The sequence below is a fragment of the Janthinobacterium rivuli genome, assembly GCF_009208735.1.
GTDB lineage: Bacteria > Pseudomonadota > Gammaproteobacteria > Burkholderiales > Burkholderiaceae_D > Janthinobacterium.
The window spans coordinates 106,103-118,208 of record NZ_WFLJ01000005.1 but is presented as its reverse complement, the minus strand read 5'-3'; the positions used below and the strand labels follow the sequence as shown (position 1 = coordinate 118,208).

The 12,106-nt window shown below is 63.4% G+C and carries 13 protein-coding genes and 1 pseudogene; 7 read left to right on the top strand and 7 right to left on the bottom strand.

Annotated elements, in window-relative coordinates:
- Positions 1-8: 8 nt before the first annotated feature.
- The 4 genes from GCN78_RS08135 to GCN78_RS08120 are packed head-to-tail and all read right to left on the bottom strand — an operon-like array spanning position 9 to position 4,009.
- Positions 9-965 carry an FAD:protein FMN transferase gene (locus GCN78_RS08135; protein ID WP_226939527.1) on the bottom strand — a complete coding sequence of 319 codons (957 nt, stop codon included), beginning with the start codon at positions 963-965 and terminating at the stop codon, positions 9-11.
- Positions 949-3,168 (bottom strand): PepSY domain-containing protein, encoded by a 2,220-nt coding sequence (locus tag GCN78_RS08130; protein ID WP_152251257.1) that lies wholly within the window; start codon positions 3,166-3,168, stop codon positions 949-951. Before GCN78_RS08130 ends, GCN78_RS08135 begins: the two co-directional genes overlap by 17 nt.
- A gap of 11 nt (positions 3,169-3,179) precedes the next feature.
- Positions 3,180-3,650, bottom strand: coding sequence for a DUF2271 domain-containing protein (locus GCN78_RS08125; RefSeq protein WP_152251256.1), 471 nt, complete (start codon positions 3,648-3,650; stop codon positions 3,180-3,182).
- On the bottom strand, positions 3,647-4,009 hold the full coding sequence (locus GCN78_RS08120) for a PepSY domain-containing protein (RefSeq protein WP_152251255.1): 363 nt from the start codon (positions 4,007-4,009) through the stop codon (positions 3,647-3,649). The genes GCN78_RS08125 and GCN78_RS08120 overlap by 4 nt, the downstream gene beginning before the upstream one ends.
- Before the next feature lie 217 nt (positions 4,010-4,226).
- Here GCN78_RS08120 and arsD point away from each other — a divergent pair, with 217 nt between their 5' ends.
- The gene (gene arsD, locus GCN78_RS08115; RefSeq protein ID WP_152251254.1) at positions 4,227-4,586 is read left to right on the top strand and encodes an arsenite efflux transporter metallochaperone ArsD; all 360 of its coding nucleotides are present in this window, start codon (positions 4,227-4,229) and stop codon (positions 4,584-4,586) included.
- Between the two features lie 11 nt (positions 4,587-4,597).
- The gene (gene arsA, locus GCN78_RS08110) at positions 4,598-6,391 is read left to right on the top strand and encodes an arsenical pump-driving ATPase (protein WP_152251253.1); all 1,794 of its coding nucleotides are present in this window, start codon (positions 4,598-4,600) and stop codon (positions 6,389-6,391) included.
- Between the two features lie 37 nt (positions 6,392-6,428).
- Here arsA and GCN78_RS08105 read toward each other — a convergent pair whose 3' ends face one another.
- The 3 genes from GCN78_RS08105 to GCN78_RS08095 are packed head-to-tail and all read right to left on the bottom strand — an operon-like array spanning position 6,429 to position 9,838.
- Complete coding sequence (locus tag GCN78_RS08105) at positions 6,429-7,226, bottom strand: sulfite exporter TauE/SafE family protein (protein ID WP_152251252.1); 798 nt, start codon at positions 7,224-7,226, stop codon at positions 6,429-6,431.
- A 28-nt stretch (positions 7,227-7,254) separates the two neighbouring features.
- Positions 7,255-8,925 (bottom strand): bifunctional protein tyrosine phosphatase family protein/NAD(P)/FAD-dependent oxidoreductase, encoded by a 1,671-nt coding sequence (locus tag GCN78_RS08100; RefSeq protein WP_152251251.1) that lies wholly within the window; start codon positions 8,923-8,925, stop codon positions 7,255-7,257.
- A gap of 31 nt (positions 8,926-8,956) precedes the next feature.
- Positions 8,957-9,838 carry an MBL fold metallo-hydrolase gene (locus GCN78_RS08095; RefSeq protein ID WP_152251250.1) on the bottom strand — a complete coding sequence of 294 codons (882 nt, stop codon included), beginning with the start codon at positions 9,836-9,838 and terminating at the stop codon, positions 8,957-8,959.
- A 335-nt stretch (positions 9,839-10,173) separates the two neighbouring features.
- On the opposite strand from GCN78_RS08095, the pseudogene GCN78_RS29975 reads away from it, so the two are divergent.
- From GCN78_RS29975 to GCN78_RS08070, 5 genes and pseudogenes are all read left to right on the top strand, one after another.
- A pseudogene (locus tag GCN78_RS29975) lies at positions 10,174-10,363 on the top strand (helix-turn-helix domain-containing protein); the annotation flags it as partial.
- 239 nt (positions 10,364-10,602) lie between these two features.
- Positions 10,603-10,794, top strand: a complete 192-nt coding sequence (locus GCN78_RS08085) for a YgaP family membrane protein (protein WP_152251249.1) — start codon at positions 10,603-10,605, stop codon at positions 10,792-10,794.
- 28 nt (positions 10,795-10,822) lie between these two features.
- Positions 10,823-11,173 (top strand): carboxymuconolactone decarboxylase family protein, encoded by a 351-nt coding sequence (locus GCN78_RS08080; RefSeq protein ID WP_226939545.1) that lies wholly within the window; start codon positions 10,823-10,825, stop codon positions 11,171-11,173.
- A gap of 52 nt (positions 11,174-11,225) precedes the next feature.
- Positions 11,226-11,657 (top strand): YeeE/YedE family protein, encoded by a 432-nt coding sequence (locus tag GCN78_RS08075; protein ID WP_193316656.1) that lies wholly within the window; start codon positions 11,226-11,228, stop codon positions 11,655-11,657.
- Between the two features lie 10 nt (positions 11,658-11,667).
- Entirely contained in the window at positions 11,668-12,087 is a 420-nt protein-coding gene (locus GCN78_RS08070) for a YeeE/YedE family protein (RefSeq protein ID WP_152251247.1), read from the top strand.
- Positions 12,088-12,106: the final 19 nt, after the last annotated feature.

The window sequence follows — 12,106 nt, the reverse complement described above, 5'->3', positions numbered from 1 at the left end:
CAAGCAGCTCAGGCCACCTTCCCATCGATGATCAGAATTTCCTCGAGCAAGGCGCCGTGACGCAGGACGAACAGCACGTCCATGCCGCGTTTCCTGGCCAGCGCGACACCGTCGACGTCGCCCAAGACCATGAACGCCGTGGCCCAGGCATCGGCCAGCATGCAGCTGGGAGTCAGCACGCTCACGGCCGCGAGACGGTTCGATACCGGTTGACGCAAGGCCGGATGCATGGTGTGCGCATGGCGCGTTCCGTCGATGTCGACCCAGCGGCGATAGTCGCCCGAGGTGGCGATGGCCATGTCGTGCAATTCCATCACGCCACCGATTTCGCGGATGCCATATGTCGGCTTTTCTATCGCCACGCTCCAGGCCTGGCCATCGGGTCTGGTCGAGCGCGCGCGCATTTCGCCGTCGATACCGACCAGATAGCTGGCGATGGACCAGCCATCGAGGCAATGCGCCAACTGGTCGACGCCAAAACCCTTGGCGATGCCCGACAGGTCGAGCGTCAGCGGCGCGCGCTTGCGCACCTGCAGAGCCGCCAGATCCACGTCCAATGCCTCGGCGGCGGGGCAGTACGTTTTGCCATGCCGGGCCGCGATCTGCGGCGATGGCGCGCATTGCGACGGACCGAATCCCCAGTCCTCCACCAGCTGGCCAACCGCCATGTCGAAGGCGCCGCCCGATTCGCGACTGACCAGCAGCCCCGCAGCGAGCACCTGCGCAAGCTCCCGCGGCACAGCAAGCCAGGTGTTTTCCGGCGCCGCGTTCAGGCGGCACAGGTCCGAGGCGACATTCCAGGTCGACATCTGCCGGTCAACCCTGTCGACGGCGGCAAACAGGCTGGCGCCGATGGCGGCCAGGTCCGGTTGTCCGGCCGCATAGAATACGGCCGTATAGCGGCTGCCCATGGTTTCGCCATTCAGGCTGTAGCGCCGCAGCGCCTGTTCAGAAGACGTCTTCACGATACCTTCCTTTTTCCCGCAGCGCCGCCACATCGAGCTTGAGCGGCGCAAGTATCTGGTCCATGGCCTGCCTGACGCTGGCGGCCATGGCGTGGCTGCCGCAGACGAGCACCTGGCCATCGTCGGCGATCAGGCGGCGCATATGTTCAGCGTCGTCCATCAGCCGGGTCTGCACGTGGACGCCATTCTCGACTCTTGAGAAGGCCGTGTGCAGCTGCGTCAGCCTGCGGTCGGCCAGGTAGTTGCGCAGTTCGGGCTCATACAGAAAATCGGAGTCGGGATGGCGCCCACCCCAGTACAGGTACATCGGATGCTTGCCCGTATTGTTACGTATAAAACCGGCAAGCGGCCCGATCCCGGTACCGGCTCCGATCAGGATGATGGGCGCCTCGCCCAGGGCCGGACGAAATTGCGGATTGGGCTGGATAAAGGCCTCGATGCGGTCACCCGGCAGCAAGTGGTACAGGTAGCTCGAACACACGCCCCCAGGTTGCTTGCGCACGCAAATTTCCAGCACGCCGTCACCCGATCCGCTCGCCAGCGAATAAAAGCGCGGCATGGAACTGCCGGGCGCCATGACGCCAGCCAGGTCGCCCGCCTCAAAGCGGGGCAGTCGATGGGGGGCAAGCCGGCTTTTCAGCCAACCGGCGCTGGCCGGCGGCGGGGCGGCTATAAAGCGCAGCACGACGGTGGGATCGTGCTCTTCCTCGCCGTAGGCGATACGTTCGCGCAACTGCAGCGCGTGCGTGGGCGGATGTGCCGGGGCATAGTCGAGGACGAGCTCATGGCCCAGCAGCGCGCCGACCTGGCTCCCCCAGCGCGCGAATTCCTGGGCCGACTGGCGGTCGATCAGGGCCAGTTCCAGCGACCGGCGCCATCCGCGCGCCGCCATCGCCGCGTCGACCGCCTGCGCGAACTGGCAGAACGCGGGGAACTGGCGGTCGCCGAAACCGAGCACGGCGTAACTTGCCGCCTGGTTGGGGTCAATATAGGCCAAATTGGCCAGAAAGTGCGTGGCGGAAGCGGGGGCGTCGCCATCGCCATAGGTCGCCGTCAGGATGAACAACTGGCGCGCGGTGCCGTGGCCCGATGAGAACTGGTTCATCGGCGCCGTGTGCACGCGTTGTCCGGCCTGTCGCAAGGCATCGTGCAGCACGCGAGCAAAGCCCCAGGTACTGTTGTTTTCGCTCCCCACCAGGATCACGGTGTCCGCCGAGCCCAGGGAGGAGTTGTTGGCGATGCGGGGTTTGGCCCGCTGCCGCTGCCACCATACGGCAATGCCCGTCACCGCCAGCCACGGCGCACTGAGCGCACTCAGACCGAGTGCCAGACCCAGCCACCACAGGCCTTCGCCAGTATGCAGCCGGTAGATCAGTTCAAAGGCTTCCCGGACATTGCTGTGAGCGCGGAAGGCAAGCAGCGCACCGGTGGACTGGTCGACATAGGCGTCGCCTTGCCGGGTGCGCAAGGTATAGACGGCGTTGCGGTCACCGGCAAGAGGAAAGGAAAGCTCGCGCAAATCGACCAGCCTGGTTGCCAGCAAGGCTGGTAGGCGGGAAGCGGGCAGCGGCGCTCCGCCTGACGTGGTGGCGGGGATATCGGGTTCGTCCTGGCTGCCATCGGCAATGAGGGCGAAGGTCGCCGCCGACATGTAGCTGCCGGTCAAGGCGGAGAACAGCAGGCCTGCGAGCGCAAGACGGGCCACCGCGGCGTGCCAGCGCTGGCTGCGATTGCCGTGCAGTGGACGTGCCAGCTGGCGCCAACCGCCCACCCGCTTGACCAGCAGGAGTAGGCCGGAGATTGAGACCAGCAGCATCAGCAGGGCGGCGATGCCGACAGCGGCGCTGCCTGCCGTGTCGAGGAATAGTGACCTGTGCAACTCCTTGAACCAGCGTGCGTATGCCGGTGGCGCATAAGGCGCGATCGCCTTGCCGCTGGACGGGTCGACCCGGTCCACGCCCGAGATGTCTCCGGCGCTGTAGTAGACGATGATGGTTCCTGAGGCCGTGCGCTGGATCTGCTCGGCTCCCGGATAGTGGCGCGCCACCCGGCCCGCGAGTTCGGCAACGCTGACGCCCGCCGGCACGCTGGTCGCAAGCCGCTCGAGCGCGGGAGTGGTCGACAGCACAGCCCCCGTCAAGCCGATAATGATGACCAGCAGTGCGCTGATCAGGCCCACGAGCGAATGTATCTGTCGCAACATGCGGGCAGTGGCTACATGTCGTAAGTGAAGGATTTGACGTAGCCGCGTCCACCGACGGGTTTGCCGGCACCCTGTTTGGTCAACGGCGTGCGCACGTCGGCCGGATGATCGCGCCCGTCCTCTGCGGCGCTGTCAATCCGGATCTCGTAACCTGCATCAATCAGGGTGTCGGCCAGCTCGACTGTCACCTTAAGCGTTTTGCCGCTGCCGACGCTCGCTCCGCTGACTCCGTCAAATTCGCGCGCGTTCATGCCGCTACCGCGTGCCCAGTCGCTCAGGTGCTTGTAATACTTCGTCTTCTTTCCAGCGATCCACAGCGTTTTCTTATATTTGCCGGCGGCATCCGTAACATACACCGCCAGGTAGGCGCCGTTGCCGGCGTAATTCTTCAGTTGCGCTGTGAGTGTGACCGGGCGCGCCTGGACGAAGCCGGGCAGCGTCAATGCACCTGCAAGGCAGGCGCAGACTATCATGTTTTTCATTGCTTTTCCCCGTGGGATGTTGGCCCTGCACGCCGCCTGATTGGCCCCTGCGGCACGGGGCCAAGGTAGTCGGTGGCGTCGCCGTCACTGCCGAAGTCCACCGCCAGGCTGCGCATGCGCAGCGATGCCGGGGAGTATTTGGCCTTGATTTTGTTGCCGTTGCGATCAATGGCTCTGAGCTCGTAGCAGCCATCATCGATCTTGATGCGCTGCACGGTCCAGCCGCGCTGTTCGGCCTCACGCTGCAATTGCTCGCGAGGTTTCCAGTCGGCAATCGGGTCCGTGCAATTGATATCCGCACAGGCCGCGCCGCTGAAAATCAGGGCGGACAGCACCATGCAGGTGCGCGCTAAGAACATCGCTCGCTCTCCTTTATAAGCACCTTAGTATGGGAGTTCATGCTGACATCATACTTACCTGCCCGGCATCGCGCGATGAAAAATCCGGGTATTTGCGGGTCAACCATCGCGAGATCAATTTTTTTGTAAAAACATGCGGCACACTGTGCCGCCGCGCTTGTTTCGGGGCCATATTGGGCCTATTGTCTGGAAACAGGGGAGACAGGAGAGCTTGCAAATGACAATCATTCAGGTATTCGATCCCGCCATGTGCTGCAGCAGTGGCGTATGCGGAGTGAACATTGAACCGCAGTTGCTCCAGTTTTCAGCCGATGCGGATTGGGCGCGGCTCAACGGTGTGCAGCTGGAGCGCTACAACCTGGCCCAGCAACCGATGGCCTTTGCCGATAACGTGCAAGTCAAGCGCTTCCTGGAGCGCTCCGGTGCCGATTCGCTACCGTTGATATTGGTGGATGGCGAGATTGCCCTGGCCGGGCGCTACCCGCAGCGGGCGGAACTGGCCCGCTGGGCCGGCGTCGCCATGGCCGACACCAGTGCCCCAGCCGCCGGCTCCTGCTGCGGCGGAAAAACCTGCTGAGGAGTTCCTGCATGCCAGCCGCCTTCCACTTTCTCGACCATCCTCCTTCGTTCATGTTCTTTACGGGCAAAGGCGGCGTGGGGAAAACCTCGCTGGCCTGCGCCCATGCCGTGCTGTTGGCAGACCAGGGCCGGCGCGTCCTGCTGGTCAGCACGGATCCTGCTTCCAACGTCGGCCAGGTGTTTGATATGGCGATCGGCAACCGGATCACTGCCATCCTGGCCGTTCCCGGTCTGAGCGCGCTGGAAATCGATCCGCAGGCCGCCGCCCAGTTGTATCGCGACAAGATCGTCGGGCCGGTGCGGGGCGTGTTGCCGGAAACGGTGGTCAAATCCATCGAGGAGCAGCTTTCCGGAGCGTGCACCACCGAAATCGCGGCCTTCGACGAATTTACCGCGCTGCTCACCGATGAGCAAATCCTCAAGGATTATGACCACATCGTGTTCGATACGGCACCTACCGGCCATACCATACGGATGCTGCAATTGCCGGGCGCCTGGGATGCGTTCCTGGAGGAGGGCAAGGGCGATGCTTCCTGTCTGGGGCCGCTGGCCGGACTGGAAAAGCAGCGCGACCGCTACCATGCGGCCGTCGCGGCGCTGGCCGATCCTGCGCGCAGTCGCTTGATCCTGGTGGCGCGGGCCCAAAGCGCCACCCTGCGTGAAGCTGCCCGCACGCACGATGAACTGGCCGCCATTGGATTGACGCAGCAGTATCTCGTCATCAATGGCGTGTTGCCAGCGTCAGAGGGTGCAAGCGATGCGCTGGCCGCGTCCGTCGTGCAGCGCGAGCAGCGCGCCTTGGCCGCATTGCCCGAGGCACTGCGGTCACTGCCCCAGGACCGGATCCCGCTGATGCCGTTCAACCTGGTCGGCCTTGATGCCTTGCGCCGCCTGCTGCTGGCCGTGAACGGCAGCGCTCCTCCCGCCGTTGTGGCGCTGCCAGCGATCGCCACGCCTGCCCTTGCCAGCCTTGTCGACGAGATTGCCCGGAACGGCCACGGTCTGATCATGCTGATGGGGAAGGGCGGTGTCGGCAAGACCACCATTGCCGCTGCCGTGGCGGTGGCGCTGGCCAGGCGCGGCCATGCGGTGCATCTGACGACCTCGGATCCGGCCGGGAACCTGTCCGAAACGCTCCGCGGATCAATGGAGCATCTGAGCGTGAGCCGTATCGATCCGCATGTGGAAACCGAGCGCTACCGCCGGGAGGTGATGGATACAAAAGGCAAGAAACTGGATGCGGCCGGACGCGCTTTGCTGGAGGAAGACTTGCGCTCGCCCTGTACCGAAGAAATCGCCGTCTTTCAGGCGTTCTCGCGCGCGATTCGCGAGGCTGGCAGAAAGTTTGTCGTGATGGATACCGCGCCCACGGGCCACACGCTGTTGCTGCTCGACGCAACTGGCGCTTATCACCGTGAAGTGATGCGCCAGATGGCCGACACGCAGATGCACTTCACCACGCCCATGATGCAGTTGCAGGACCAGGCCCAGACCAAGGTATTGATCGTCACGCTGGCCGAGACGACCCCGGTGCTGGAGGCCGCCGGCCTGCAGGCCGACTTGCGCAGGGCGGGAATTGAACCGTGGGCCTGGGTCATCAACAACAGTCTGTGTGCGGCCAAACCACGCTCGCCGCTGCTGCGCCAGCGTGCCCTGAACGAACAGGGGCACATCGCGACAGTGGCCCGGCAGCTCGCGCATCGCTACGCGGTAGTGCCATTGCTGGCGGAGGATCCTGTGGGCGTTGCTCATCTGGAGCAATTGACCATGTCTCTTGTTGCGACTGAGCACAAGGCATTCTGATGGGATCAGGGTCGGCGTGGCGCACGAGTGCGCGCCATCAGATGGCCTTGATAAACAGCGCCAGCGCGGCCAAAGCGGAAACAATCGCAAACGCTTTCTGCAGATGCGGCGCCGGTAGCCTGGAGGCGACCAGACGGCCACCCGCCATGCCGGCCAGGGAACCGATGGCGAAAGGCAGCGCAATGGCCCATTGCAAGTGACCGGCCGCCGTACTTGCGACGACGCCTGACATCGATACCAGCGCAATGACCGCAAGCGAGGTCGCGACGATCGATTGCGTTGTCAAATCCGTGTAGCGTTGCAATGCGGGAACCATCACGAAGCCGCCGCCGACGCCCAGCAAACCGGACAGGATTCCCGCAGCCACGCCCGCCAGGGCCAGCGCCCTGGCGCAAGGGGCCGTCCAACGCAGTTTTCCACGCGTGGCGTCGAGTTGGCAGGGCGGCGCGCGTTTGCCGGACGCCGCGATATCGGCAGAGCCGGAAGTGGCGCGCTGGTAGACGCGCAGCGCAACGTAGAGCAGGACGAGGGAAAACAGGATCGCCAGCGGCCGATTCGGACTGCGCTGCGCCAGCCACACGCCAAGAGGGGAGCAGAGGATGCCCGCGCCGGCGATGAGCATCGCCGCCTTGTAGCGCACCGTCCCGGATTTCAGGCCCATCACCGCGCCCAGGGCCGCCGCCAGGCCGACCGCAAGCAAGCCGATCGGACCCGCCTGCACCATGCTCAAGTCAGCGGCAAAGACCAGCAACGGCACGGCAAGGATGCCTCCGCCGGCACCGGTGAGTGCCAGGATAATGCCGACTGTAAAGCCAAGTAGCAGGATGATGGTCATGGTCGGTCCCTAAAATAACGGCTTGGCGTCATTGATCGGCCAACTCGGGTTTCGCCATCCACTCGCGGCCCTTGAGCATGCCTCGCCAATACAGCGGCGGCAGGATGCGCTCCTTGAGCAGCCAGGCCAGTCGCGAAGGACGGGTGCCGTCGATGAGCCAGGTCGGCAAGCTGGGGGCCAGCTTGCCGCCATAGGTAAATTCCGCCAGCACGATCTTGCCGCGCTCGACAGTCAACGGGCAGGAGCCGTAGCCGTCGTAGCGCGCGCTGCCGGTGGCCCGGCCCAGCGCTGCCAGCACATTATGGGCCACGACGGGGCCCTGTTTGCGCGCCGCCGCTGCCGTCTTCGCGTTGGCCGTATTGGCAACGTCACCCAGTGCATGGATATTGCTCCACACCCGATGCCGCAGTGTCGCGGGATCGACGTCGAGCCAGCCGGCGGCGACGGCCAGGGTGCTGACACGAATGAAGTCGGGCGCCACCTGGGGCGGCACGACGTGCAGCAGATCGAACGGACGCTCGACGAGTTGCCTGCCGCCGTCAGCGCCTGTGCGACTGAAGGTGGCGATTTTGGCAGGCCCGTTAACGCTCACCAGCGTATGGCCGAAATTGAGATCGACGGCGTAAGCGTCTATGTATTCCATCAGCGCCGGCACGTAATCGGCAACGCCGAACAGCACCGCGCCGGCACTGCAGAATTCGACCTCTATCTGCCCCAGCACGCCATGGCGCTTCCAGTGGTCGGCGGACAGGTACATCGCTTTTTGTGGCGCACCGGCGCATTTGATCGGCATCGGCGGCTGGGTGAAAATTGCCCGTCCGGCGCGCAGGGACTGCACCAGGTTCCAGGTGTATGGCGCGAGATGGTACAGATAGTTGGAGGTGACGCCATTGCGTCCCAGGGTTTCGGGCAATCCGTCGATCGCATGCCAGTCAAGCTTCAGGCCAGGACAAATGAGCAGTTGTTCATACCGGACGATCCGGCAGCCATCCAGAATGACGGCGTTGCGTTCCGGTTCAAATGCCGCCACGGCGGACTTGATCCAGTGCGCGCCACGGGGAATGGTCGATGCCATGGTATGGGCGGTTTGCGGAGCATCGAATATGCCGGCGCCAACCAGGGTCCAGCCAGGCTGGTAGTAATGGACGTCGGCAGGGTCGATAATGGCGACGTCGAGATCGGGTTGGCGCGCCAGGAGGCTCGATGCGGTAGCGATGCCCGCGGCGCCGCCGCCGATGATGACCACGGCGTGCGTCACTTCGGCGGCATCCAGCGGCGTGCGGCCATGATTGAGTATGCGCCGCGCCACGCCGTGCAGATCGAAACCCGCCTTCTTTGCGGCCTCCATGATGTGTGGAAGGGACTGTTGATTCGCCTGCGACAGTGCCCACATCGTGGTCGAGCGCATGCCTGTTCGGCAATAGGCCAGTACCGGCTTCGGTAGCCGAGCCAGCAGTTGTCCGAATGCGATGCCCTGTTCATCGCTCACTTTGCCCGGTTCGGCCGGCAGGTAATGGGCGCGCATGCCCAGCGTCTTTGCCGCCCGTTCGATCTCGGCAAAGAGGGGCTGGTCGCCGCCCTCGCCATCGGGACGATTGCAGACAATCGAGTGAAAGCCCGCCTCGCTGATCGCCGCCAGCTCGTGCGGCAGAATTTGCGCCGAGATGGAAAGGGCGGGCGATAGTTGATGAATTTGCATTTTTTTCTCCGTCCAGTCTGTGCCGTCTGTTTCAGACCGCGTTGAGCGGTATTTTCAGATAGCGTATGCCGTTCGCCTCAGGCTCGGGAAAATGTCCAGCGCGCATATTGACTTGCACCGATGGAAGGATCAGGGTCGGCATTTCCAGCGACGCATCGCGTCTGGTGCGCATGGCAACAAACTCTTCTTCGCTGATGCCGTTGCGCACGTGGATATTGCCGCTGCGCTCCTCGCCGACGGTGCTGACATAGCGCACTTCGCGGCCGCCCGGCTGGTAGTCATGGCACATGTAGAGCAGGGTATCTTCCGGCAAGCTCAGTACCTTGTTGATGGAGTGGAACAGGGTGCGCGCATCGCCGCCGGGAAAGTCGCAGCGTGCCGTGCCATAGTCCGGCATGAACAGCGTGTCGCCGACAAAGGCGGCGCTGCGGGCAGCGTCGTTGACGACATAGCTCATGCAGGCCGGTGTATGGCCGGGCGTGTGCAGGGCGCGGCATTGCAGCGCGCCGATGGTAAACAGCTCGCCATCGGCAAACAGATGGTCGAACTGGCTGCCGTCGCGCGCCATGTCGGCGCCGGTGTTAAACAGCTTGCCGAATACCTGCTGCACGGTGGCGATATGCTGGCCGATGCCGATCTTGCCGCCCAGTTTTTCCTGCAGATAGGGCGCGGCGGTCAAATGATCCGCATGCACATGGGTTTCCAGTAGCCATTCGACCCTGGCATCCAGGGCCGCGACGCGCGCCAGCAGGCGGTCGGCCGAGGCAGTGCTGGTGCGGCCCGACTTAGGATCATAGTCGAGCACGCTATCGATCAAGGCGCAGCGGCGCGTGGCCGGATCGAGCACCAGATAGCTGACGGTGCTGGTGGCGGGGTCGAAGAAACCTTCTATTTGCGGTGATGTGTTGGTCATGATGAGTCTATCTCCTGGGTGTGCAAGCCTGGCGTGCATGAGGTCCAACTGGTAACGCAAGACCTGTGCCAGTACGAGGTTGGGCGACATATCTCTCCCCAATGCCTGATTCCAGGCGTTTTCCTGCCGTCCACGCCGCAATGTAACGATGCGCTGCCTTTCTTTGGCACTGCCGCTGGCAGTGCCACTTGACGCATTGGCAGTCCTGCGACAGTATGGCTGCACAAAAGGAGCCAGCATGCCAACGCCACCGCTCACCCGCATCGAGCCATCCTCCAGCGCGCCCATGGTGCAATCCTTGATTTCGTTTTTCGAACACGAGGTCCAGCCGCTGATCCGATGATGGCGTGATCCGCGTCGAGCAGCTGCTGGCGGCGCCGGTGGCGCAGGGCGCCGCGCCAGACATGCCGCCGCGCGGCGCCAGCGTTCGCCACCTTCGGCGGCACGCGCAAGGAACTCGCGGCGCACCTTGGCCTCAGCGAGCGCACCTTGTACCGCCGCCTGAAAGCGCTGGGTATCGCCTAGCACCTGGCCGGCCGGTCGTGGCCTGGCGGCACTGCCAGGCTGCCAGCATGGCAGTGCCGCCGGTCGAATGGCAGCGCGCTGCTGCCTGTCGTGTCGTCCCAAGTCCCTGTTTTCTCTCCACTCCTCACTTTGTGTAACGCTGGCATGAAATATGCACGGGTAGAGCTTGACGCGTACCGGGAACGAGGGCGTGCGTCTCCTGTCGTCATCGCGACGATTAACCATTGAGGAGCAAGACCATGAACGCGAACGTCGGCAATATCGATCGTGCCATCCGGATACTGCTGGGGCTGGGCCTGATCACCGCCACCCTGGGCGGTGCCATCGGCGCCTGGGGCTGGCTGGGGGTGATTCCCCTGGCGACCGGCATTTTCCGCTTCTGTCCCGCGTATCTGCCGTTTGGCATCCGTACCTGTGCGGTGAAAAAATGAAACAGGCAAGGGAGGCGCACACATGAGCATGCAATCTGGCGGCTATCGCGCACTGACGCAGTCGGTATCGCAACAACTGGCGACCCTGCGTTCCGATATGCCCGACGTGATGAAAGGCTTTGGCGATCTGGCGCGCGCGGCAACGCGCGACGGTGCGCTGGACAGGAAAACCAAGGAGTTCATCGCGCTGGCCCTGGGCATCGCGGCCCATTGCGATGCCTGCATAGGATTTCATGTGCAGGCCCTCGTCAAGCTGGGCGCCACCCGGGCCGAATTCGAGGAGACCTTGGGCATGGCCATCTACATGGGGGGCGGGCCGTCGGCAATGTATTGCGCCAATGCGCTGGCGGCATTCGAGGAATTCTCGAACCCCGCTTGAGTTGCGCCGAGCAGGTACTGTATGAATAGCAAATCAGAATGGGAGAAGTAAGGTGCAGATTGATTGGAATAATTTTACGCCATGGGCCTCGTTGGCAGGAGGGATGCTCATCGGCTTGTCGGCTGCGGTGTTTGTCCTGTTCAATGGCCGTATTGCCGGCATTAGCGGCATCTTGGGCGGTCTGCTGGAATGGCCGAAAGGCGATGTCGCCTGGCGCGTTGCTTTCCTTGCCGGCCTGATTGGCGCGCCATTGATCTATGGCGCAGTGCTGACGTTGCCGGAGGTACGGATTGACGCCGATATCCCCACCTTGATTGTTGCTGGCCTCCTGGTCGGCGTGGGTACGCGCTATGGGTCAGGCTGCACCAGCGGACATGGTGTTTGTGGCTTGTCTCGCATGTCACCACGTTCACTGGTGGCGACAGTCGCCTTCATGCTTGCCGGCTTCGCCACTGTTTTTGTCGTCCGACACGTCATCGCTTAAGGCACTCGCAATGAAAAACATACTGGCGGGGCTTGTGGGTCTGGTCTTTGGCATCGGACTGATCCTATCGGGCATGACGGATCCATCGAAAGTGCTTGGTTTCCTCGACGTCGCGGGGCGTTGGAATCCGTCGCTGGGCCTTGTCATGTGCGGCGCGATAGGCGTCGGCATCGTGGCATTCCGTTTTGCATCGCGCAGGGAGCGCAGCCTGTTGGGCGATGCGATGCGCTTGCCGACATCGAGGCAAATCGACCGGCGCCTGGTCTTTGGCGGCCTGGCATTTGGTGCCGGCTGGGGACTGGCTGGTTATTGCCCCGGTCCGGCCTTGGCGTCGCTGGCGTCAGGAGGGGCCAAGCCGCTCGTTTTCTTCATCGCCATGCTCGCTGGGATGGGGATCTTCGCGATTGCAGAACGTCTGAATTTCCGATAGACAAGACTCAATTCTCGGC